This is a genomic window from Shewanella sp. c952 (genome assembly GCF_019654975.1).
Classification (GTDB): Bacteria; Pseudomonadota; Gammaproteobacteria; order Enterobacterales; family Shewanellaceae; genus Shewanella.
In genome coordinates this window covers 147,771-171,547 of record NZ_BPEW01000004.1, presented here as the reverse complement: position 1 = coordinate 171,547, position 23,777 = coordinate 147,771, and the positions used below count along the sequence as shown (strand labels likewise).

Sequence of the window (23,777 nt, the reverse complement as noted above, 5' to 3'; positions counted from 1 at the left end):
AATTTATTCGATATTAAATAAGTACGGTCTTATAGCGGAGCCGGCGCGACTCGAAAAACATATTCTTGCGCCAAACCCTCTAGGTTATTGAACAACGATTCTTTATATAAGACTGAAGAGTCTTGCAGTATTTTTCGTAAAGTTTGGGTGTCAAAACTATTTAAAAATCCTGTTGATACCGGTAAGTAACTTAAATGCCAAGGCTCTGGACTCACACCGCTTAACCCTTGTTGAAAAGGAAAGTAAAAACCAAATTGCTGTGCGTTCTGCACTAACCAAATATAAAGTTGATGGCAAGGGCCATTCGACGCGTATTCTTGCGGTACTAGTTGTAACTTGTCCTTTGAAATAGCATTGCTATCAAAAACATCGATATCAGTTCCCCAATGATGACGTGAAGTTCCAGGTAGCGCTGACCACAATAAGATTAGTGCTATTATTTGCTCGGGAGTTTTTTCATTAATGTCTACAGGCTTTGAGTCTGAATCGAGCAACACTCGTTTGCCGCTGGCTTTTGCATTCCAGATATGTTGCTGCCGTTCAAAGTCTCGAAAAGCGGAACATATCTCTAAGGTGATACCGTCTTTGGCGGCTGCAATGCGCATTTTTTCAAATGCGACAGCGGTTTCTGTTTCGAGTAGGAAGCCGCAGTACTCAACTAAATGAGCACTGCTAAGTCCGTAAAGATGAGGCGAGGCTACTCGCAAAGTAAGTTTTCCAAAATAGCTTCGTAGCATAGCGTTAGCTGTTCAAGATCTGATACCTTTACGCACTCATTGACCTTATGAATAGTGGCGTTGACAGGGCCTAATTCAAGTACATGTGCTCCGGTTGGTGCAATAAAACGACCATCTGAAGTGCCACCTGATGTCTGTGGATCTGTGTCTAGCCCAGTCACTTTTTTAATCGCATCACGGGTAGCATCAAGTAATGGCCCATCACCCGTTAGAAAAGGTAGGCCATTGAATATCCAGTTGATATCGTAATCTAGCCCATGGGCATCTAGGATATTAAGTACGCGATCAATAAGGATCTCTGCGGTGACCTCAGTAGAATATCTAAAATTGAACATCACTTCTAATGCGCCAGGAATGACGTTTGACGCGCCTGTTCCGCCGTTAATATTGGCGATTTGAAAGCTGGTCGGTGGGAAGAACTCATTGCCGTTATCCCATTTCATACGCGCTAGCTCATCTAATGCTGGAGAAGCTTTGTGTATCGGGTTATCAGCTAGGTGAGGGTAGGCAACATGGCCTTGGATCCCTTTAACCGTTAAATTTCCTGTTAAGCTACCGCGGCGGCCATTTTTTACAATATCGCCGAGCTTATGTGTAGACGATGGCTCTCCGACAAGTGACCAAGTAATTTTTTCATTACGAGCTTCTAAGGTATCGATGACTCGCGTAGTCCCGTTAATAAACGGTCCCTCTTCATCACTGGTAATGAGAAACGCGATAGAGCCTTTATGATCTGGATGTTTGTTTACGAACCGCTCAGTGGCGACAACCATAGCAGCGAGAGAGCCTTTCATGTCGGCAGCGCCACGACCATGCAGGTAGTCATCTATTACGACCGGCTCAAAGGGAGGTGTATGCCAGCGATTGAGATCGCCAACGGGGACAACATCGGTATGACCTGCGAAACAGAAAACGGGATTTTGTGTGCCTTTTCTCGCCCACATGTTGGTGGTGTCTTCAAACACCATGTCTTCAATATTGAAACCGGCATCTTTTAGTCTATCGGCCATCAAAGTTTGACAACCTTCATCCAGCGGCGTAACCGAAGGGCGAGAAATAAGGTCTTTAGCCAGTGCGAGCACAGGCGAATCGTTCAACTTACTCATAGTTTGAACCACGCTTTATATTCAGCTTCTTTGAAGCCAACTTTGACCTTGCCGTCGCCCGCGAGTACTGGGCGCTTTATCAAAGTTGGGTATAGCACCATAAGCGCTATGGCCTTTTTCTCGTTGATGTCATTTTTTTCTGCATCAGTGAGATTTCTAAAGCTCGTACTACGCTTGTTAAATAAGGTTTCCCAGCCGACAATGGCAGACCACTCTTTTACTAACTCTTCGGTAAGTCCGTCCTCACGAAAATCGTGAAAATTAACGCTAAGATTATTCTGTTCAAGCCATTTGCGGGCTTTACGCACGGTATCGCAATTCTTAATGCCGAAAAGTGTCAAAGGGGGTACTCCATTATCTAATTTTTGTGTTTTGCATTGTGGCATTGGTTCTATAAAGGCTCAAGACGAAATCGAGCAGTAATGCTGTTAATGAGGTTTATTCACGCCAATGCGTATGTCATCTGAATTTTGTTTGCTAAAAGCTTACATGGTTGCAACATAAAGCCTAATGATTCCATTAGGCTATCCTTATGTTACTAGATAATTAGGTAGCTTAAAAACTTAACAGAGGTTAGAGCATTGCAGAAAAGATAACGTCTTTGCCTGCTTCTAAGCTTCCCTGTTTCTTATCCAGACTTTGTATATCTTCCATATTCGCAATCAGTACAGGCGTTAATAAGCTATCTGCATGCTCTTTTAAATATTCAATATCAAATTCAAGAATAGGTTCACCCATTTTTACCTCTTGGCCCTCTTCGGCAAGACGTTGGAAACCGTTGCCTCGGAGCTCAACAGTACCGATGCCGAAATGGACGAAAATCTCTAAGCCTTGAGGAGATTCAATACTGAACGCATGATTAGTCTCAAAAATTTTACCTATGGTTCCGTCAATGGGGGCAACAATATGCTTACCCGTTGGCGCTATGGCTAGACCATCACCGACTATTTTCTCGGAAAATACCGCATCAGGTACTTTCTCGATAGCAACAATTTTGCCTGAAACGGGCGCGTATACATTTACACTTCCCGCGATGTCTGTTTGTCCGGAAACAAGACGTCTAATGCGGCTTAAAAATCCCATTTATTTGCCCCTTGGAATCATTATTATATTCAAATTAGACTGCACTTATTATATCTCTATATATTAAGACCTGTTAGATAAAGATTTAATTCTTCGATTCTTTTTAATTTATGTGCCTGTTCTGCCATTGCTATACACGCTTGGTGTGAACTGGCTCTTATGGCAGACTTAACTTCCAGTAATGACGCTAAGTTGACGCTGAGCTCGTCAATTCCCATTCCAACTAAAAGTGGTGCTACGATGGGGTCGCTGGCCAGCTCACCGCAAAGTGATACTTTAACATTGTGTTTTTTTGCACTATCTATTGTCATTTGTATCAAGGTTAAAATAGCGGGTGATAGTGACGGGTAATCTCTTGTTAGCTGTGGGTTAGTTCTATCAGCAGCCATAGCATACTGGGTTAAATCGTTGGTGCCTATGCTAATAAAATCAAGTCTAGGTAGCATTGATTCAAGGTTTATTACCGCTGCGGGGGTCTCTACCACTATGCCATAGCTAAGCTGGCCAAAGCCTTTCTCCTCTTCATTTAATCTCACTTTACATTGTTCTATTAGATCAAAAAGGGTATCTAGCTCCTCGACTTGATTAAGCATTGGAAACATTAATCTAATAGGCCCGTGGTTTGCCGCCCGCAAAATAGCTTTCAGCTGAGTAATCAATATTTCTGGGTGAGCGAAGGTATAGCGTATGCCTCTGACTCCTAATGCAGGGTTTTCCTCACAAGCGGGGTTTAAACAAGGGAGTTCTTTATCCGCTCCAACATCGAGTGTCCTTATGGTAAAGGGCTTACCATCCATCAGGTGAAGCGCATCACAGTAAAAGTGATACTGAATTTTTTCCTGCGGAATGGTGGTGGTGTTCATTAACATGAACTCTGTTCTGAACAAACCGATCCCTTCAGCGCCAACATCAGTAAGATGGCTTATTTCATTCAAGCTACCGACATTGGCAAGGAGTGCTACGCTGTGGCCATCCAGTGTCTGCGTGGGCAGATCTTTAAGCAATAGTAGTTGTTGTTTATGCGCCTCATCTTGTAGACGAAGCTCCGTTAGCTTTTCAAAGGTTTCGGCTGTGGGCTTAAGGTGAAGCTCTCCGTTGATAGCATTAAGGACGACTTCGTCGCCGTTATGGATCTGTGCCCGAGTGAAGTGACAACTTAACAGTGCGGGCAAGCCCGCACTGCGAGCTAGAATTGCCGTGTGACTGGTCAGCCCGCCGGTATTAAGTACTAAGCCTGCAATGTGCTCTAGCGGTAGCATGGCAAATTCTGCCGGAGTTAAGTCATGCGCCAGTATAATAGTGGGTTGAGTTAATTGGCTGAGATCTAGATGTTGGGCGCCACTTAGTCTCGCAATAAGCCGGCTGCCAAGGCATAAGACATCTTGCGCTCTATTAGCGAGGTAAGGATCGTCCAATTGCTCAAGTTCAGATGCTTGTAGAGCAAAAACCCTTTCAATAGCAACGGCTGCATTAATCTGCAGTTGCTCTACCTCTGTAAGCACCATCTCTAACAGTGATTCATCATCTAAAACCAGTATGTCAGCTTCTATTAAATCGTAGTGTTCAGATCCAACCTCAAGTTTTGCCAAGCCTTCTTCTAAATGACTTTTCTGTTTATTAAAGGCTTGGGTTAACTTTCGTTGTTCATCTGCTATTTGAGATGTAGGTAATCTACGGTAATCAATTTTTTCATGATGCAGGTTTAAATGCAGGGCCTGCCCAAATGCAACACCTGAAGAAACAACAATACCTTTAATAGACATGACGTAGCCTTTTAACTAAGAGTAATCAGTAATTCGGAAACTTCTTCTACGGCTTGTTCTGCTTGTTCACCGTCTGCAATCACCTTTACTTCGATACCATAATAGAGTCCAAGCGTTTGTAATTTAAATAAACTTTTTGCACTTGCTTGTTTACCGTTACATTCAACCAAAATATCGCAATCGAATGATTTAGCTTTTTTAACCAAAAGTGCAGCAGGGCGTGTGTGTATACCGTGTTTGGCGGTAATAGTGACTGTTTTCTGATACATATCTTGTTCTCTATTTAGCGCAAAACGAGTAGCTAAGTCATCACAGTGACTACCCTTGATGATTAATTATCTGATAGTTCTTTTTCTTGAGCGCTTTAGTGGCCTCGGCAAGCGTTTCTTCCTTTACTAGAATGTAATCAGTATCAAAGGTGGAAATTGCAAAGATGGATATTTTTTGCTCGGCTAGTGCGCCAGATACACTCGCCAAAATACCGGTCATTGAAAAGCCTAAAGGCCCGAGCACTTCTAAGCAACTCCAGCCATGTTCCTGTTCTAAGCTGTCCATTTCAAAAGTGGAGGTAACGACAACCGACAACTCTTCCCGTGTCTTGCCTATAAAATAGATCTCTTGTTGGAATATGTCGTTTGGCACCATTGTGTCGGGAGCCAGACTATGGATAGTAAAAAGCTGTGGGTGAACAGCTAATGTCATACGTGCCATAAATTCAATTCCGTTTAGATGAGTTTTCCAGATTGAATTTAGCTTAACATAGTTTTAGAAATGAAAAAGGGGCAAATAATGCCCCTTTTAGAGTGTGGAAATGATGTTTAGCTTACCTTGAATTGACCTAAGGTTTTTGCTGAGTTCTGGCTAATAGATTGCAAAGATACCGCGGCATGATGATTACTTTCATTCGCTTTGACAGAGACTTCAGTTAATTCGGTGATACTGCAAATGTTGCGATTAATCTCTTCTGTTACCAAAGATTGCTCTTCTGTCGCACTGGCTAACTGGGTGTTCATATCACTAATATGCGCGATTAAGGCTAAGATTTCTCCTAGGGAATCACCCACACCTTTGGCTTGGGTTTGTACTTGTTCAGACTGCTGCTGTGTACGCTCATTACTTGAGACTACCGAGCCAACACCGGATTGGATTTCAGTAATTATCTTCTGGATTTCATTGGTTGAGTCTTGAGTACGATTCGCGAGTGCGCGTACCTCGTCAGCTACAACGGCAAAACCTCGGCCATGAGCTCCGGCTCGAGCAGCTTCAATCGCTGCGTTAAGGGCTAGCAGGTTCGTTTGGTCGGCTATGCCTCTAATGACATCCAATATACTGCCAATCTGCTGTGACGAACTACCGAGTTCATGGGTGATCTGCTCTGATGTTTTGAGCTCTTCAACTAAGCGCTGGGTATTGTCTAAAGTGCTGCCCATTTTTTCCATGCTTAGCTGTGCCTGCTGCTTAACACTGTTCGCTGCATCGGCAGCTTGACTGGTGTTCGTAGCCATTTCGTGGGTGGTTGATAACATCTCGTTGATTGCCGTGGCGACGCTGCTAGTCTCTTGATGCAAATGATCAACACTGCTATTGGATTCCTGTACTGCATTTAGCAAGCGATTAGCGTCATCATCAAGACTTTTACCTAAAGGTTGTAATTGGGCGACGGTATCAGCAATTTTAATGACAAACAGGTTAAATGCTTCTGCAAGCTCTGCAACCTCATCTTTACCTTTAGTGGGTAATCTCTTGGTTAAATCGCCTTCACCTTGTGCGATATCTTTCATCGCTGCAATTGCAGCTTTTAGTGGTGCGGTAATAGAAAGATTAAGCATCAGAAAGAAACTAAAAATAGGAATTGAAATCATCAACATGATGACGAGGTAATCTATCGCCATTGAGTACATCACCGAACTGATCTCGCTTTTATAGCTCCCCGTTATAAGTGTCCAGTTCCAAGCAGGGTAATATCTAGCTTCTACCAATTTACCTTCTAACTGCCTACTTTGTGGGTTAGTGAAGTTAACCTCTCCCTTTGCGCTACCGTCGGTTGAAGCTTTAGCTACCAGTGCTGAAAGAGTTGTGTCATTTCCGGATTGGTTGATGCTCGCTATGTTTCTGCCTACTGCTTGCTTGTTTCCGCCATGAGCCAAAATAGTATTGTCGCTATCGGCAAGGATAAAATAACCGTCATTACCGAAGTTTACTTGGTCAACAAGACTTGCTGATTCAAGTTTTGCCTCTTTTTCTGAGATTTCGCCATTAAGGACTTGTTGCCTATGGGCCTCAATAATACTAACGACAGTATTCAGTTGAGCATCATTTTGCTGCAACTTCTGGGATACAAGATTGTTGTATTGCTCATTGATCGAAAAACTGGCAAACACAACAGTGCCAATCGCAGCGAGCATAAGCATTAAAATCAGTCGCTGGAGGATGGTAAGTTGTCTTAAAATGGCTGTCATAATAACTAAGCTCTACTAAAAAAAGAGTAAGCTCAATGTAGCGCTTATTTTGACTAAAAAGAACAGTTAAGATTATGTTTATTTTTAATATGTTAACTGTATCGGTTCTTTAGCCGCTTTTCATTCTTAGTCGCTTAATTACGGCTGTTAATAGTCATAGTGTCCCACTTTCACTCGTCTAGAAGTGCTAAAGAATAAAAAGGTCGCCGATTGAATGAAGACGATTGGCTAAAGACTGTACGAGTTAGCAATAATTCTCCAATTTGGCTATGTTTTTGCTTTGTTTTGTTAAAGGTTTACGGCACTATGAAAAGATTACAACAAGAAGGTTTTCATTATGCTAACAACGCAAGATTCTGTCACCACTGATGACATATTACGTAAGCTTTGTATATCAGTCTCTCATGTACTTTCTAGTACCACCAATAGCCAGATCACTCATGCTGGAATGGTGCAGTCGATTACACGTACTTGCTTAAAACCTGATTTAGGTTGTTTTTCTATTTTTGATGGTGGTTTCTCTGGTCTAGTAGTGATTAACTTCTCGGCGCCAGCAGCGATTGAGATCTATCGAGAGTATATGCTTAATATGGGCATGCCTGAGTCAGAATTGGCGTTCTCGCACACCTCTGATGAAGTCGGTAATGTGATGGGTGAGTTGATGAACCAAATGCTAGGGGATTTCATCAACAAAATCAGTAAAGAATTACAGACCTCAATTAGTCAAAGCCAGCCAAAAATGTTGACCATTAATAAAGAACTGACTATTTCGGTTGATACTAACCTTGATGAAGCGGTAGCGAGAAGGGTTTCTTTTAAAACTCAAAACAATCATATTTTTTATCTTGAGTTTGCGATGGATAAAACAGAGTTTATTAAGTTAACGGATTTCGATGCTGACGAAGATTTTGACTTAGACGATCTGTTAGCTGAGCATGGACAAGGCAGTACCCCTCAGCAGATTAAACCTGTTGCAAGCTCTAAAGAGACGCAAATGAGCAGTGCAGACGACCTGTTTGATGAGTTAGGCATATAAGCAGATTCAAATATTGCTGTTGAGCTATATTGATGAGAGTGATGCAAGTAACTACATAAAAACTACATAAAACTATAATAAAGGTGTGAAAGACATCATGGTTACAAAAGCAACGTCCATTGATATAGCTTATAAAGCAGGAGTGTCTCAATCAACAGTCTCTAGAGCCTTAAGGGACAGTCCGTTGGTTAATTTAGAAACTCGTCAACGTATCCAAGCAATTGCAAAAGAACTTAACTATAAAGTTGATAAGAACGCCAGTAACTTAAGGATGCAAAACAGTCAGACGCTTGCGCTATTGCTTTGTGAAGATCCTACCAATGATGACTCGCTGATTAATCCTTTTTTTCTCTCTATGCTGGGCTCGATTACCAGAGCTTCTGCGCAAAAGGGCTATGATCTGCTGGTTTCGTTTCAACAGTTAAGCAGTGATTGGCATGCTGATTATGAAGACAGTAATAAGGCCGATGGTATTATTTTACTCGGCTATGGTGATTTCGTTGACTACGAAAGAAAGCTTGCAAAATTATTGGAACAAAATACTCACTTTGTCATTTGGGGCGCGGAGCATAATCATAAATCGGTACTAACCATTGGTTGTGATAACCATCAAGGTGGCTTGAGTGCTACTGAGCATCTTTTGTCAAAAGGGCATCGCAATATTGCTTTTATTGGCGATTCATCCAGCCATAGTCCTGAGTTCCGTGACCGTTATTTAGGTCATTTAGCCGCACTGAAAACAGCTGGAATCAAAGAGAATAATGCCATACAGTTTGCAGCGATAAGCACTGAAACATCGGGATTTGATGCGACCAATGATTTATTGCATAGCGGTGAGACTTTCGATGCGATTTTTGCGGCGAGCGATCTTATCGCAATAGGTGCCATAAGGGCGCTTAACGCTAAAGGGTTGTCGGTTCCAGCAGATGTTGCTGTAATGGGCTATGACGATATTCCAGTGGCCAGTTTTGCTAATCCGCCATTAACGACGATTAAGCAAAATACCATGCTTGCAGGTGAAATCTTGGTTGAGAGTGTACTTAAACTGATTAACGGTGAAGAGGTATCACCGCAGCTGATCCCGACTAACTTAGTGGTGCGTCAGTCGGCGTAGCAACTTTTTAACCGCCGAGCGATAAAACATGTCATGCTCGGCATAAGGCGTTAGTTACTGTAATTAGACAAAAATCTAAATACGTTGGCTTTGCTCTGCTTTGTTATCGTTTGCATCAATCTAAACTCCGCATTTTCAATACAATGATCTTGCTTAAGATCATCTAACATTGCTAACCATAAATCGGCTGTCATCTCTGAATCCGCTAACGCTCTATGAAAAACACCATCATGTTTAATCTGCTTGTAACTGATTAAACTACCAAGTTTATGGTTTGGCGCTTCTTGATATAGCCTTCTAGCAATCAACATCGAGCAAGCAAACTGACCGTTATAACCACGTCCAATTGCGTTCAGCTCGGCATCTAAGAATCGTTGGTCGAAAGATGCATTATGGGCAACCATATTATAGTCAGCGATAAAGTCAGCAAACTGATCCATGACTTCATCACAAGGAGCTGCACTATTTAGCATTTGATTGCTAATACCGGTGTAACTCTCGATAAAACCGCTAACACGAAAGCCTGGATTCATTAGCTCTTGAAAACGTTCAATAACAATACCGTCTTGTAATTTTACCGCACCAATTTCAATGGCTCGGTCGCCTTGGTTTGGAGACAGGCCAGTGGTTTCAAAATCGAGCACTATGACTGTACTTGCATCTAGGGCTATATCATTTTGGAGGTTTGGAGAGTGGAGTGAAGCAAAAGAGTGTGCCAATGTGCAGTTCTTACCAGTAGAGTTTGTGCATATTGTAGAGCGACATTGTGGGGAGTCAATTTAAATGTAGTGCAAATTGTATTATGACTAAATCGCCAATTTATGATCTTGCCCAAATAACTTAATGCTAATGCTTGCTAGGATCGCCGCAAATTTTAGTGAGTAATAAATATGCAATTAGATTTAAATGGTATTACGCCGCAGCAGTTCTTAGAGCAATACTGGCAAAAAAAACCACTGGTGATCCGTCAGGGCTTTAAAAATTTTCATGATCTGCTTTCTCCTGAAGAGATGGCGGGGCTTGCTTGTGATGAATTGGTTGAATCTCGCCGAGTCTTCAAGGCAAACGATGAGTGGCAAGCTGAGTTTGGACCATTTGAATCTTACGAAGAACTTGGTGAAAAAGATTGGACCTTGATTGTTCAAGCACTGAATAACTGGTTACCGGAAGCAGAAGAGTTAATTCAATGTTTTGATTTTATCCCACGCTGGCGTTTTGATGATGTCATGGTGAGCTATGCCACACCTGGTGGCGGAGTTGGCCCTCATATTGACCTTTACGATGTGTTTATCTGCCAAGGCTCGGGTCGCCGTCGTTGGCGAGTTGGGGATCTTGGTCCTCACAAAGAATTTGCAGCTCACCCTGCATTGCTGCATACAGAAGCATTTGATCCGATCATAGATGTTGAATTGTTGCCTGGTGATATTTTGTATCTACCACCGGGGTATCCTCATGATGGTGTGACTCTTGAGCCTTCGATGAGTTTCTCTGTCGGTTATCGAACAGCCTCTGCGAAAGACATGGTGAGCGCAATGGCTGATCACATTATCGATAACGATCTGTGTAATGAGCAGATTGCCGATCCGGACCGTGAACTAGCTAATGGCTCTGGCGTGGTCAATCACTCCGACTTAGCTCGCATTAAGCAGCAGTTATTCAGCACGTTAGATGACAAGCTAATCAGTGAGTTTAGTGGTCGTTATCTTACTCAGTCGAAATGTGAACTTGATTTACCTGAAGACCATTTAGGTTTTCAAACTCTTGACGTGACTGAGCAGTTAAAGCAACAGCCGTTAGTTAAGCTTGGTGGCCTGCGCTGTTTGTATTTTGAAGCAACAGTCGCTGATGGCATGCTCTATATAAATGGTGAACAGATCCAACTAGGCAAAACTAAAGAGTCGTTAATCGCACTGTTATGTGACTCGCAGCAGCTAACTCTAGAGGCGCTAACTCCTTGGTTGGCTGATGATGAAGCACTCAATCAATTAACTGATTGGGTTAATGCTGGTTACTGGTATTTCGACGATATTGAGTAACTGCTAGCATTTGTAAATGCTTGACTACCAATAGAACTGGTTCAACGGTAATACTGCCATTGAACCTTTTTTATTAGTGCATTAAGTTGAGCTGCATATTTATGGATAATCATATTTAGAATATGTATTGCCAGACAGCGCCGAGCGTATCAAAATCGCTTCCGACTTGAGTGACTACCCCGGTACTAGCGTAGAGTTTAATGCTATTGCTTCTGTTAATCGGCGCCGAATAGGTGATGCCGAAACGAGAGTTCTCCTGCGAATCAAACGAGTCGATATTGTCCTTGTGGGTTTCGCCGCCAAAATAAAAGTTGGCATTGAGTGATAGCCAGTGACCTCGGCTAAAGTTGTAAATTAGGTGACCCTGTAGGGTATATTGTGGATCTTGCTCAAGCTTAACCTCATTGAAATACTCGTCATTATCACCGTAAAAACGCACAGAAGCGATTAAATCGTAATACCAGTCACCGAGTTTATGAGACATACCTAATCCTGGTCTAAATACCCAACGATTAGCACCTGCATTAAGCAGTTTATCTCTATCATAACTTCCTGTAGGGGCCGTTATTTGTAGACTCGTACCGACCACAACGCCTTGCTTCCATGCTGCAAAATCGGCAGGTTTTAAAGCTGGCGCACCATAAAAGTTCCAAGAGAGTCGAACATTAGCATCGCCATAGCCACATCTATCAGCTGTGACTCGTTCGCCTTGAAAATCAGCGCTGCCTTTATAGCAAAGTCGACTCGCGGTCATATCAATTTTCGATGATTTCCCTGCCAGTGCAAAAGTATGGGCGTAACCGATAACGGCGGCATTAATGTTGATATCAGCATTTTCGATTGGCGCAGTTGGTGCTGGTGACAGTTCACCTTCAGAATGTGCAGCGCCGACAACTAAAAAGTTCATTCCGATGGGAATGTTGGTATAGCTTCTAGGCTCTAGATCTTGCGCAGAGCATGTTGTTGCGGCTATTGCTACGCTGAGCAAGCCAATGTTGAGGAGTTGACTGTTATTTTTATTATGGCTGTTTTGCATTGATGATCCCTAACTGAAAAATGGCGCTCTCTGAGCGGTTCCACTACTCAGTTAATTCGATTGCACATACTCTAAGTTAACCAATTTATCAGTTTAATCAAGCATGTTATGCTGCAAATAATTAAAACTGTTATTTAACATATTTTGTATTACCTAAAGGGCGTTACGTGCTTACCAGAGAAGAGATAGAGCAATCGATTCATCAAGCCCTTATCAAAGTGCATCAGGATGCGATGAATGCAGCCAAACGTGCCCATGATACTGCAACCAGTAGTGAGAGTGTTGCTGAAAATAAGTACGATACTTTTGGTTTAGAGGCGTCATACCTTGCCCACGGCCAATCCGTTAGAGTTGCAGAGTGTCAGGCGGATATCACAGCTTTTGAGCAACTATTCACCTTGTTAAAGCATCGAGCTTTGAATCAATGCGATAGTCGTAAACCTAAGTTTATCGCTGTTGGTCACTTAGTTGAGCTTGTTGACGCAGAAGATATTGTTAGCTTATTGTTTATGGGACCAAGCGCTGGTGGTTTAAAAATTGAATTAGCTAAACGTAATTTTATGCTCATCACACCGCAGTCGCCTATTGGTGAAAAACTAATGTCGCGCGAAGTGAATGATGAAGTTTCGATTAATGTCGCGGGTAAACTTCATCAATATGAAATTGTTGGGATCTACTAGTCAGCGCAACAACGGAGTGGAGTCGAACAAAGACTTCTGCGATTGGCGTTTCTTATACAAAAAGCATGGGTTTTACTCAGTGTTATTGATTTTACCAAGGGAACGACCATTCGTGGCAATCAATGCCGTGATTAAAGTCCATTAAATTCCCACTGAATCGTGCACCTTCAGGTAGCACGGGTATATATTAAAAGGAATTATATGGCTTTAATGACCAGTGAACGGCTAACAATTAGACAGGTTACTGCTGCCGATGCGAACTTTATTCTGTCTTTGCTTAATGAACCAAGTTTTATCGAGGGGATTGCGGATAAGCAAGTGCATAGCTTTGAGCAAGCGGTAAAGTATATCGATGACAGTTTCACTAAAAGTTATCATGAGAACGGCTATGGTATGTACTTGGTTTCATTGCGAGAAGGCGAAGTTCCTATAGGGATCTGTGGCTTAATACGCCGCGATTATCGCGATGATTTCGAACTAGGTTATGCTTTTGCAAAAGCCTTTTGGTCTAAAGGATATGCCCAAGAAGCGGTAAAAGCGGTACTCGACTATGGTGAGACTATTCTTAAGGCAAAGGAATTTATTGCAGTGACTTCTATGGATAATGAGGCTTCGATAAAGACACTAGAGCGGCTGGGCTTTGTATTTGATAAAATTGAAAAATTGGCTGCTTACGATGAAGAGAGTCGTTTGTATAAATTAACAGTAGAGTCATAACAATGTCGAAGATATTTACCGTAGATGATTTAACTATTCGTGAGTTTGAACTTGTCGACCTAGAGACTTTTGCGCGTTATCGAGCGATGGAAGCGGTTGCTCAATACCAAAGCTGGAATGATTACTCAATAGAAAAAGCCAATAGCTTGTATGAATCGATGCAGGGGCATCAATTTGGTGAAGTAGGGCAATGGTTCCAACTTGCAATTGTTGCAACCCACAGCAATAACTTGTTAGGTGATTTTGCAATCCATTTTATTGATGCTGAGCAAGTTGAAGTGGGCTTTACTTTAGCGCCGGAGCATCAAGGTAAAGGGATTGCCACCAAAGCGTTGAATGCATTTATTGATTATCTTTTTAATGATATGAAAAAGCACCGAATAATTGCGACTACTGACTGCGACAATCACCCCTCCTATCAATTATTAGAAAGAGTAGGGTTTCGCCGAGAAGCCCATTTTATCAATAATATATTCTTTAAAGGCGCGTGGGGAAGTGAGTTCCAATATGGCTTGCTTAAGCATGAAAGAGATTCACTAAGCTTATAGATACAATTAGCTTATAGCTGCCAATAAGCTCGTTTAAGTATCGATAAAAAAGCCCGCTAGCTTGATGCTAACGGGCTTACCTTTTTTGTACTTATTTAAACCGCCTACTGCTTGAGTTTGTCAGTGACAATTGAGTAATTATCCCATACCTTTTTATCTGACATTGAGCGTACCAGCTTAATGTATTCTGCGTGAGTCCAAGCAAGTGGTGTGGCAGAGTTAGTGCCTTGAGCTGGCTTATACTGGTAACGCGTAGGGTTGCCAACGCCGTCCCATACTTGTTCCGGTAGCATTAACCCTTCATTGGCAAAAGTTTCCATTCCTTGCACATAGGTATTGATTAGCTTTTGATGGGAGTCACTATCAAGACTGTTGCTCTTAAGGGCTTTAGCAAGCTCAAAATGGCCACGTTCTCCGGTAAAAAATGGCCAAACACGACCTCGTTGCCCGGCACTGTTTTGACCTTTCTCAGCGTAGCTGTCACCGTTGACTTCATCTTCACCGTAACCATCATTACCGTAACGTCTAAAGCCTGGAATAAGTGACCCATCTTTAGCTTTAAACTGGTATTTAACTCTTAAGTTATGCTCTAGTTTTTCATCGTCTATCAGTGCAACTGTATTACTCACTGTCTTGTCATTTGCATTAGTAACGCCGTAGCGAACCAGTTCCAAAAAACCTCCGTCTAGAATAAGGCGTTGATCAAGGCCATCTCTACCATTGTTGTCACCGAGCTTAGTGTCAAGGTTTGGTTCGCCGTTTGGCGCTAAACGCACAAAATAGGGTAGGGTTTCAGTTTGGTTTGAATCACTATTAGAGCGGCTTGATGCTGCCAGTAACCCACTTGTGGTCACCATTAGTTTTGCTATTTTACTCTGCATCATTTTGGCGGTGTTTAAATAACGTTTGGCCGCTTTTTCATCGCCTGTATGATCTGCTATATCACTGGCGCTGATTAGACCTGATATTACTGCGGCGGTGGTTGAAGGTGAGTAACCTTGCTGCTCCTCCCAGCGTTCTTGCTGAGTTTTTAGTGGTGTTATATTGGTGTGATTCCAATCTAAGTTAACTTCACCACCATTGACCAAAAACTCTGCGGCAGGTTTGAGCATCTTTTTATACCAATGGCTTATTTCAGTATCGCTTAATACCCCAGCTTGCCATAACTTCCAGCCGAGCATGATAGGCATTGCAGTCTGATCTAACTGCACACCGACCCATTCAATCTGTCCATCTACATGGGTTTTCTGTAAAAACCAACCTGGTGTCCCGGTATAACCCGGAGTATTTTCAGTTACCTGAACTTTCTCTAAATACTCAAACGCTGTTTTTGGCGTTTGGCTGTCGCCCATTGCTAGAAAGGCCATCGCGCATTGATAAAAGTCCCGTGGCCAAACGGCTTTGTAGCCGGTACTGCCAACTTTTGCAGAAACCGTATCTCCCCATGGATTAGAAAGTGAGGCGATTAACGCGCCAGCATGGGTCTTGTCTTCTTGCGCTTTTAACACTAATGCACTGGCGTATAACAACTTGCCATTATCAGTAGTGGTATTAACCATGTTATTTAATGCATCGAGTGAGCTTAGATAATCTTGCCAACCCAATGCTTCTCCTTCACCGTTAAAGGCTGCGAGTACTTTGTCACTGCCTGCTGCTAGGGTCGCGTCTGTATTAGCTAAACTGATTTGCTTATCGCTGCCAAAACCGATGACGAGATCAAAACTTATCTTAGCTTGTTGCTCGCCGGCTTTTACTATTGGGCTCGGGTACTGGGCAGTGAGCACGACATTTCCTCCTTGGTTTTCATCGGAGGTTGCGCTGTACTGCCAGTTCATATCACCGTTATTTTTTAGATCGGTTAATCCATCAGAGATGCCAACAAAGCCAACACTTGCTTGGCTAAAATCAACACTTGATTTAACACTCATGACACTGCTGTTTTTATCTGTGGTGTTTACGGTAAACACTTTATTAGCAGTGTCATACCGAGCAATATCGTTTGCACCACTATTGTCGATATGCGGGTTAACCATTAGGTATGGGGTGATCCCGGATTCAAATGCAGTAAAGACCACCTTCATCATTAGTGTATCGCGGTCAGGATCAGTAAAAATATGTTTTTCTATTTGGTATTTGCCGCCTTTATCTTTATTAATAAGCTTATAGGCAAGTGATAGTGGTCTACCGAACTCATCAGTGTGTAAATACTCGATAGAGTGTTCAGTATCATCTTTTTCTGTATCAACAAAACCGTCACCGGTTACAACAAATTGCATCTCTTTCAGTTGTGCGTTGTGGATTAGACCAAACATGGTTTCAGTGATAATACCTTGGGCAAGCGAGAACCAAACCCGACTGATAGGGTTTTCAGCGCTATCTTGATAACTGCCGTCTGTATAGGGCTCATAAGAGGTGCCAATGCCGGTTTTTCCTGCAAAAGCCCATGTTGGGTCGCTTCCAGGAATTCCCGGTGCAATAGAGTTTCGCTGATTACCAGTGCTAAGTTGTGTTGTTTCACTTTTAACAGAATTTAGCTCAGTACTTTTTGCGGTACTATTTTCAGTATTACTTTCTGTATGTTGATTGTTACAGCCGGCTAGTAACAGCGCCATACTCACTGCGGCGGTAAGTACTGTTTGTTTTAATGTGATTGGACCTACCATTTGCTTCCCCAAATATGATGCTTTTTTATTTATTTTGCGTAAAACACAAAGTGTATTGTTAACGCTTTTTGCGAGTTTGATTTTCAGCAAGGATCACTGGCTATTGTCGACATTGACTCTTAACACAGCTATACCTGCTACCATCATTAGCGCGCCACCGGTGATCAGTGCGTAAATCGGCTGGCCATCGAAAAGCACTCTGACGATAAGACCAAGCACACTTGCTGCCAATAATTGTGGAATGACGATAAAGAAGTTAAATATTCCCATGTAAACGCCCATTTTCTTTGCTGGTAATGTATTTGCGAGCAGGGCGTATGGGACAGAGAGTATTGAAGCCCAAGCGATACCTATGCCTATCATTGGCAGCCATAATAAGGTGGGATCGCTGATGAACTTAAAACTAATAAGGCCGAGACCACCACAGAACAGGTTGATGCAGTGAGTCACTTTTAAACCCAGTTTTTTCGCGAGAATAGGGATGAAAATGGCCGCGATTGCTGCAAAACCGTTATAAACTGCAAAGAGTAAACCGACCCAGTCAGCACCATCGTTATAAGCTTTTGATAATACATCTTGGCTACCATAGTGATAGTCAGTCACGGCTGCTGTGGTATAGATCCACATGGCAAATAGTGCAAACCATGAGAAAAATTGCACTAAAGCGAGTTGATGCATCGCTTTGGGCATATTGAATAGGTCATCGACCACGCAAAAGATTAAGCTCTGCTTTTCACGGTTTGTACTTAACTGTTCTGTTGTTTCAGCATGACGCTTTAGTTGGTTTAATTTGGTTGCACAGTATAGCTGCAATGGACCAAAACTTAATATTCCGATACTGAGAATAAATAGCTGCTTATCCCATTCACACAACCAAATAGTGGCAGTAAAAATGCTACCTATACTTGCCCAGAGGATACTTCCGTTTCGGTACTGTGTTGCGCTACGTTGACCCGTTGTTTGAATCGGACTTTCGTCAGTGTGCTTTTCAAATTCAGCTAACTCTTCAGGTGAGTACTCTTTTGTTGAAATGACGGTCCACATTACAGCAAGGAAAAGAACAGCACCGCCAAAATAGAAAGCGTAACGTACTGAATCAGCAATCTCACCAGCGGGCGCAGTATTACTCACATCAAAATAATTACTTAAAATATAGGGTAGCGCTGATGCGATGACTGCGCCAATACCAATAAAGAAGCTTTGCATCGCATAACCAAGAGTGCGTTGCTTATTGGGCAGGTTATCGCCAACAAATGCTCTAAATGGTTCCATAGCGATGTTAATCGATGCATCCATAATCCATAGCATGCCAGCAGCGATCCATAGAGCAGGCGAGTGGGGCATAACAAAAAGCGCTAAGGTCGTACAAACCGCACCAAGCACGAAGAATGGTCGCCTTCTTCCCCATCTTCCCCAGGTGTTATCACTCAGGTAACCGATGATAGGCTGTACAATGAGTCCGGTTAAAGGCGCGGCAATCCACAGAATTGGGATATCATCAATCGATGCGCCAAGGGTTTGGAATATTCGGCTTACATTGGCATTTTGCAGTGCAAAGCCAAATTGAATGCCCAAAAATCCAAAACACATATTAAATATTTGCCAGAAGCTGAGCTGTGGCTTTTGTTGTTGAGGGTTGTTCTCAGACATTAACCAGACCTTTTCGGTGTTAGAATTATTATTGTTGGTCGAATCTTTAAAAAAATGGGTAACAACTAGCGACCTCTGCTGGCCGTTACCCTATACCTATGCTAATCAAGCGATAACCAAACGTGTTTGCGTTGTTGGGCTAAAGCTTGTTATCGAGTGGTAAAACTAACGGCCAAACCGTTAGAAACGACCATACTTTTACCGACCACACCACAAGCAGAGCATGAATAAAAGTAGGTAGCCATGTTACCCTTGAGCTTGATTTTGGCACAACAGAATACATACGTATTCATGCTGTATATTTAACAATAACAACACTTACATTTAACGGAATTGTGTCGATGACTAAAATGATGAAAATACAAGTTTTTGTTTTTATGTGCTTTTCAATCTTGACTGGTTGTAACATTGCAAATCACGGTTCATTTACCTCTGAGACATATCGTGGTGTAACTCAGTCTGTAGATCTTGTTGAATTAGGTGCTGTCGTAGGTAAAAGCTGTCAAACACAGTTTTTATATTTACTGCCTATCGATGAAGGCGTGTCGACTTTGATGGCAATTGAGCAAGCTAAGCAAAAAATTGCCGGTACCGTCTTACTTGCTGATATGATTATCGACGATACGCTGGCAATTGAATTTGGCTATTCAGAGCAGTGCATCATTGTGCATGCAACTGCAATGGGCATACTTAATCGTTAAGCTACTCTGCGTCACAAAGGGCTTTACCGGCTTTATAGCAACTTGGTTGTCTTGGGCACACGGCGCCTCTAGAGCAAATAAGCCGCGCTTCATTGTCAATACCGCGTTCTATCCAATTAATGTTAAGGATTTTTGCCACGCTTAATAGGTTTTTCTTAATATGCGTTGGCATTTCTACTGAGCCACTATTTTCGGCACAGATCTGTTTCAGCTCTGTGGCAATAGACGCAGAATCACCACCTTGGGCATCAATAGCAGGATTGAGATCGATTCCTGCGCAAAGCACGTGATTGTTTCCCGCCATATCTTCTACCTTTACTGACTCACAGCAGTAGATCCGTGGCTCTTCAGCAACCTCGAGAATTGATATTTGAGCTGAGGTACCAACTTTGGGTTCGTTGATCATTCTAAATACGGCCCAATGCTGGCAAGGATCTTCTACCACCCGCATATTGCCCCAAGGCAGAGGAATGCCGTTACCGCGATAAACCGCTTTCAATTTGCCAGGTGCGTAGGCATCAAAGTAATGCCAATGCGGGTAGGGAGAAACGACGGTCATTCGGCGCATTGCAACTGATGCCGACACACCAACCGCTTTGTTGACGTTTATCTCATAGCCGTGTCTGTCTAGTAATTGTCTGAAGGGCACTTTTGGACAAAGCAATGCACCAGCAAAGAAACTAGACTCGAAATCACGCCATGCATGCAAAATATCTTGGGCATTCAAAGTCGATGATGCAGGAGTTGTTAACTCATCGTGGGCCGCGGTATGTCTTCTTCCGGCTGTTAACACGCACTTTAAACCGTCTTTATTGTGTAAAACGCAGTGACCAATATGTACCGCAAGGTCATATTTAAGCCTTGTTGGGAACGACTTGAGCATCTTGTTGAGATAGATAGTTGATGGCGGCTCAAAGAACGAAGTCACCACATGGGCAGTATTGACCCCCATCTCATCTTCTACTTCTTGCGGGGTTCTATCGACCCATTTCAGTTTTAACCCAAGGGATTTGGCAATATCTTTTAAGTCATCTAATGCCAAAGGAAGCCGTTTTTGACCAACTTCTTCAGCTGCGCGCTCAAGATCTGGGAAGTGGTTTTGATGATGTTCTTGGTGTGCGCGGATCAATAAATGGGCAAATTCACGACCGGTAGTTCCTGTTTGTGATAGCATTTCGGGGATGGCAATCTGTAAAATATCACTCGAAAACAGAAAACTCGGCTCTAAAGCCATGCCACTTATACCACCGCGTCGACCTTTTTCTGGTGTTATTGCGTTGTCTTCAGGAACGTCATCGAGAAACCAATCAACCTCTTTTTGAAACACTGCGGCAATCACCGCTAGCATCCCAGCACTAGGGACTCGTTTACCCCGTTCAATCATCGAAAGGTAAGATACAGAGGGGGCTGACTCAGGATCGACACGCACACAGCGGGCTGAAAGATCTTCCATTGTAAGGTGGTTTCTCTTACGCAGATTTCTAATCTTGGTACCGAGAAAATGTGACTTTCTGATCAGGCTCTGATTACTTTTCATATTGTAAAATTCACATTGTAAAATTTTTATTGTGAAATTGTAGCGATTTTTACACTAGACTACAAATCAAGCAGTCAGGAAATAAACAGTTTTTTGAAAGCTTTCAAAGCAAGTAACGGCGAGTGACCTATTTTAGGAACGAATGAGGACAGGACAATGGATATATCAACAATCAATAACACTGCAAACAACCACGAGAATAATGTATATATTGGTTCGGATTTTGTTGATGTGAATGTTGTCCGTCAGGCAGCAAATGATACCTCAACACCTTGTGCCAAAATATTTTTGGATGACAAGTTTCCGCTAGCCACAGGATCGCACAAGGATGCTTGCAGCTATGTTGTCTACTACCAACAACTGCTAGTGTTTATGAAAGACGGTAGCCAAACGGGCTTACGTTGTCCGAAACAGTTTGTGGCGCTTAACGGTCATAAGAGTGAGCCTACCGCAATATTGCTTAAAGATAATGGCGTGCATGTGGAGCTAACTTTTGATAGACAAAGTGAAAGGGGCGCAGAAGATTGTGCCAACATTGAGGATATCTTAGTTGAAGGTCACCAGTACTGGATAAGCCTGGTCAATGTTGAAAATACAGTGGTTGCCTCATCGGTACTCGATCAAGAGTTTACCGCGAAAGATGGTAGCGACTACCAGCTAAAGCGCTAAATCTTGCTAAGAAAGTGAGTAAAAGAAAAAGCCCTTAATTAAGGGCTTTTTTCAGTTTATGCCATAGAAAAGGCGAGTTTTTTCTAATCAACAGCCTTAAAACGAATTGCGGTTCCGCCGCTTGAAGCAAGCTTTAGTGTGAGTATATCTGCAGCGTTTACTAGTTTGGTCTCGATGACATAGTCATAAGGATTATTTTGCCAGTTAGCGCCTTTACCATCACGGTAGATCTGCGCCTCGTAACGCATTCCTTGGGTTAAAAAATCAAGTTTTACTTCAATTTCTCTGGCGTTGTCGTCGGTAATTGCACCTAGGTACCAATCTTTTCCGTCACTTTTTCCAGCTCGTTCTTGTCGCGCAAATACCACGTACTCGCCAACTTCACCTGCCAAGGCGATACTTTGATGCCAATCGGTGGGTACATCTTTGATGAACTGAAACGCATCTTGCCGTTCAAGGTAGTTTCTAGGAAGATCCGCTGCCATCTGAATAGGGCTATAAAGTACGACATACAGAGCGAGTTGCTTGGTTAAAGTGGTTTGTACTCGATTAATCGCATCAAGTCCTTTTGGGGCAAGGTCGAATATACCTGGGGTGAAATCCATTGGCCCAGCTAACATGCGGGTAAAGGCAAGCGTTGTGGTGTGTGCCGGATTGTTCGGCGGTGTGCCCCAGGCGTTAAACTCTTGTCCACGGGCACCTTCACGAGAAATCCAGTTTGGATAGGTACGGCGCAGTCCGGTATCTTTTATCGGTTCGTGAGTGTTAATACTGAGCTGACGTTTAGCTGCCTCCTGAACGCTATATAGATATTCGTTCGCCATAAATTGACCATCATGCCATTCATGGCGAGTAATACCGTTTTCATCTATACGCTTAATATCGCCGCCATCAGCGACATAGCCGGTCTTTATCTGACTGACGCCATGCTGTTGGTAAAGATCGTAGGCGTCTTGCATCTGATTTCGGTAGTTTGTCACTGAGCCAGAGGTTTCGTGATGGCCAATTAGCTTAACCCCTTTTTGGTTGCCGTAATGACTCACCGCATCAAGGTCAAAATCGGAGTAGGGTTGAGTAAAACTGAACACGTCACCATTATGGAACCAGCTGCCATCCCAACCATGATTCCAGCCTTCTACTAACACACCATCGAAGCCATTATTCGCTGCAAAATCCATATAACGCTTGGTTTCGCTGGTGGTGGCGCCGTGCTTTTCACCTGAGCCCCAAGTATTCTCATTAAGGTGCATCCCCCACCAAATACCGACATATTTCCCTGGCTCTACCCAGCTTACATCGCCAAGTTTATTGGGTTCATTCAAATTCAGAATTAAGTGCGAATTTAATAAACCTGCGGCGTCATCGCTTATCTGAATAGTACGCCATGGTGAGAAAAAGCCCGCTTGAGTTTTGACCAAACTGCCGTCAGACCAGGGAGTGAGATCAGCTTTTAATTTGCCGCTACGACGTTGATTTAGAGTCATCGAAGCGTAATCGACCAGTGCAGCTTCGTGAATACTCATGTGCACACCAGAATTAAGCCTAAAAGTGAAGGGAGTGTGTACATTAGTCACTTTGTCTAAAGCGCTGTTGCTGTATAGGTACTCATAACGATTCCAGCCTCTTGCTGGGATCCACCAGGCTTGCGCTTTTTCGGGCATTGGAACAGAAAATTCTGTTAATTCATTGGTGATGGTTAACTGACTTAGCTCAGCTTGTTTTGGCAGCTCATATCGAAAGCCGATACCGTCATCAAAGGCTTTAAAATGCAGTTTAAGCTTATATTTGCCGTTGCTCAGGGTGATGTTAGCTTGGTTGTAATTGTCTTCTATCCACTCTTGCTCACCCCATGGTTGCTGCCAACGATTTTGAGTGTTGCCTAATTTGCTTTTCTCGATGGTAAAGCCTTGAGCCAATTCACCTAATGATTTAAATACCAATCCAAGACGTGAGTCGGTGATGACCTTTTTTCCATGAAACTCAACGTTATATTCTGGCTGGCCATTGTCATCAAAAATAGACACCACTATTTGTTTGTCGGGAGAGGTTACTGAAACCGTTTTAGCCACTACAACATTGCTTAACGCCGTACCTAGTATTATTGAAGTGATGGTCGCCAGCTTAGATAATGAACGCTTTTTAGCGTGGAAAGTCTTTTTTTGTATTGCGGCGTTATCATGGTACGAAAGTAATGTAGAGCGCAGTGAGTACATGGTGCCATCCCTGTGTTTAATTTATTGTT

General features: G+C 42.8%; 22 protein-coding genes. 8 read left to right on the top strand and 14 right to left on the bottom strand.

The genetic code is table 11. The features are described from left to right. Positions 1–29 precede the first annotated feature (29 nt). From K5R16_RS05160 to K5R16_RS05125, 8 genes are all read right to left on the bottom strand, one after another. Positions 30–737, bottom strand: a complete 708-nt coding sequence (locus K5R16_RS05160; RefSeq protein WP_220736470.1) for a M15 family metallopeptidase — start codon at positions 735–737, stop codon at positions 30–32. Further along, the gene (gene dapE / locus K5R16_RS05155) at positions 698–1,843 is read right to left on the bottom strand and encodes a succinyl-diaminopimelate desuccinylase (protein ID WP_220736469.1); all 1,146 of its coding nucleotides are present in this window, start codon (positions 1,841–1,843) and stop codon (positions 698–700) included. Before dapE ends, K5R16_RS05160 begins: the two co-directional genes overlap by 40 nt. Then, entirely contained in the window at positions 1,840–2,229 is a 390-nt protein-coding gene (locus K5R16_RS05150) for an ArsC family reductase (protein ID WP_220736468.1), read from the bottom strand. Before K5R16_RS05150 ends, dapE begins: the two co-directional genes overlap by 4 nt. 187 nt (positions 2,230–2,416) lie before the next feature. Continuing rightward, entirely contained in the window at positions 2,417–2,926 is a 510-nt protein-coding gene (gene crr / locus K5R16_RS05145; RefSeq protein WP_220736467.1) for a PTS glucose transporter subunit IIA, read from the bottom strand. A 56-nt stretch (positions 2,927–2,982) separates the two neighbouring features. Beyond that, entirely contained in the window at positions 2,983–4,689 is a 1,707-nt protein-coding gene (ptsP, locus tag K5R16_RS05140; RefSeq protein WP_220736466.1) for a phosphoenolpyruvate--protein phosphotransferase, read from the bottom strand. A gap of 11 nt (positions 4,690–4,700) precedes the next feature. Beyond that, the gene (locus K5R16_RS05135; protein WP_220736465.1) at positions 4,701–4,958 is read right to left on the bottom strand and encodes an HPr family phosphocarrier protein; all 258 of its coding nucleotides are present in this window, start codon (positions 4,956–4,958) and stop codon (positions 4,701–4,703) included. A 49-nt stretch (positions 4,959–5,007) separates the two neighbouring features. Beyond that, the gene (locus tag K5R16_RS05130; protein WP_220736464.1) at positions 5,008–5,400 is read right to left on the bottom strand and encodes an ACT domain-containing protein; all 393 of its coding nucleotides are present in this window, start codon (positions 5,398–5,400) and stop codon (positions 5,008–5,010) included. Between the two features lie 107 nt (positions 5,401–5,507). Next, positions 5,508–7,148, bottom strand: a complete 1,641-nt coding sequence (locus K5R16_RS05125; protein WP_220736463.1) for a methyl-accepting chemotaxis protein — start codon at positions 7,146–7,148, stop codon at positions 5,508–5,510. 337 nt (positions 7,149–7,485) lie between these two features. On the opposite strand from K5R16_RS05125, the gene K5R16_RS05120 reads away from it, so the two are divergent. Further along, a complete protein-coding gene (locus K5R16_RS05120; protein WP_220736462.1) occupies positions 7,486–8,184 on the top strand; it encodes a DUF3334 family protein in 699 nt (232 codons plus the stop codon). Positions 8,185–8,281: 97 nt separating this feature from the next. Beyond that, positions 8,282–9,298, top strand: coding sequence for a LacI family DNA-binding transcriptional regulator (locus K5R16_RS05115; protein WP_220736461.1), 1,017 nt, complete (start codon positions 8,282–8,284; stop codon positions 9,296–9,298). A gap of 50 nt (positions 9,299–9,348) precedes the next feature. Here K5R16_RS05115 and K5R16_RS05110 read toward each other — a convergent pair whose 3' ends face one another. Next, positions 9,349–10,017, bottom strand: a complete 669-nt coding sequence (locus K5R16_RS05110) for a PolC-type DNA polymerase III (protein ID WP_374758379.1) — start codon at positions 10,015–10,017, stop codon at positions 9,349–9,351. A 171-nt stretch (positions 10,018–10,188) separates the two neighbouring features. Between K5R16_RS05110 and K5R16_RS05105 the strand changes: the two genes are divergently transcribed. Then, the gene (locus tag K5R16_RS05105) at positions 10,189–11,334 is read left to right on the top strand and encodes a cupin domain-containing protein (protein ID WP_220736460.1); all 1,146 of its coding nucleotides are present in this window, start codon (positions 10,189–10,191) and stop codon (positions 11,332–11,334) included. Between the two features lie 115 nt (positions 11,335–11,449). Here the strand turns inward: K5R16_RS05105 and K5R16_RS05100 are convergent, their stop codons facing one another. Continuing rightward, positions 11,450–12,370 (bottom strand): transporter, encoded by a 921-nt coding sequence (locus K5R16_RS05100; protein ID WP_220736459.1) that lies wholly within the window; start codon positions 12,368–12,370, stop codon positions 11,450–11,452. A 167-nt stretch (positions 12,371–12,537) separates the two neighbouring features. On the opposite strand from K5R16_RS05100, the gene K5R16_RS05095 reads away from it, so the two are divergent. From K5R16_RS05095 to K5R16_RS05085, 3 genes are all read left to right on the top strand, one after another. After that, entirely contained in the window at positions 12,538–13,050 is a 513-nt protein-coding gene (locus tag K5R16_RS05095; RefSeq protein WP_220736458.1) for a GreA/GreB family elongation factor, read from the top strand. Positions 13,051–13,251: 201 nt separating this feature from the next. Further along, positions 13,252–13,767: a GNAT family N-acetyltransferase gene (locus K5R16_RS05090; protein WP_220736457.1), complete on the top strand. Its 516-nt coding sequence runs from the start codon at positions 13,252–13,254 to the stop codon at positions 13,765–13,767. Positions 13,768–13,769: 2 nt separating this feature from the next. Next, complete coding sequence (locus K5R16_RS05085) at positions 13,770–14,315, top strand: GNAT family N-acetyltransferase (RefSeq protein WP_220736456.1); 546 nt, start codon at positions 13,770–13,772, stop codon at positions 14,313–14,315. A 104-nt stretch (positions 14,316–14,419) separates the two neighbouring features. Here the strand turns inward: K5R16_RS05085 and K5R16_RS05080 are convergent, their stop codons facing one another. After that, positions 14,420–16,978, bottom strand: a complete 2,559-nt coding sequence (locus K5R16_RS05080; RefSeq protein WP_220736455.1) for a glycoside hydrolase family 15 protein — start codon at positions 16,976–16,978, stop codon at positions 14,420–14,422. 93 nt (positions 16,979–17,071) lie between these two features. Then, on the bottom strand, positions 17,072–18,628 hold the full coding sequence (locus K5R16_RS05075) for an MFS transporter (RefSeq protein WP_220736454.1): 1,557 nt from the start codon (positions 18,626–18,628) through the stop codon (positions 17,072–17,074). Between the two features lie 341 nt (positions 18,629–18,969). Here K5R16_RS05075 and K5R16_RS05070 point away from each other — a divergent pair, with 341 nt between their 5' ends. After that, positions 18,970–19,329 carry a hypothetical protein gene (locus K5R16_RS05070; protein WP_259649769.1) on the top strand — a complete coding sequence of 120 codons (360 nt, stop codon included), beginning with the start codon at positions 18,970–18,972 and terminating at the stop codon, positions 19,327–19,329. 1 nt (position 19,330) lies between these two features. On the opposite strand, the gene K5R16_RS05065 is transcribed toward K5R16_RS05070, so the two are convergent. Next, complete coding sequence (locus K5R16_RS05065) at positions 19,331–20,866, bottom strand: DUF3612 domain-containing protein (protein ID WP_220736453.1); 1,536 nt, start codon at positions 20,864–20,866, stop codon at positions 19,331–19,333. A 156-nt stretch (positions 20,867–21,022) separates the two neighbouring features. Between K5R16_RS05065 and K5R16_RS05060 the strand changes: the two genes are divergently transcribed. Continuing rightward, the gene (locus tag K5R16_RS05060; protein WP_220736452.1) at positions 21,023–21,535 is read left to right on the top strand and encodes a malate synthase; all 513 of its coding nucleotides are present in this window, start codon (positions 21,023–21,025) and stop codon (positions 21,533–21,535) included. An 83-nt stretch (positions 21,536–21,618) separates the two neighbouring features. Here the strand turns inward: K5R16_RS05060 and K5R16_RS05055 are convergent, their stop codons facing one another. Then, a complete protein-coding gene (locus K5R16_RS05055) occupies positions 21,619–23,748 on the bottom strand; it encodes a glycoside hydrolase family 97 protein (protein ID WP_220736451.1) in 2,130 nt (709 codons plus the stop codon). Positions 23,749–23,777 lie beyond the last annotated feature (29 nt).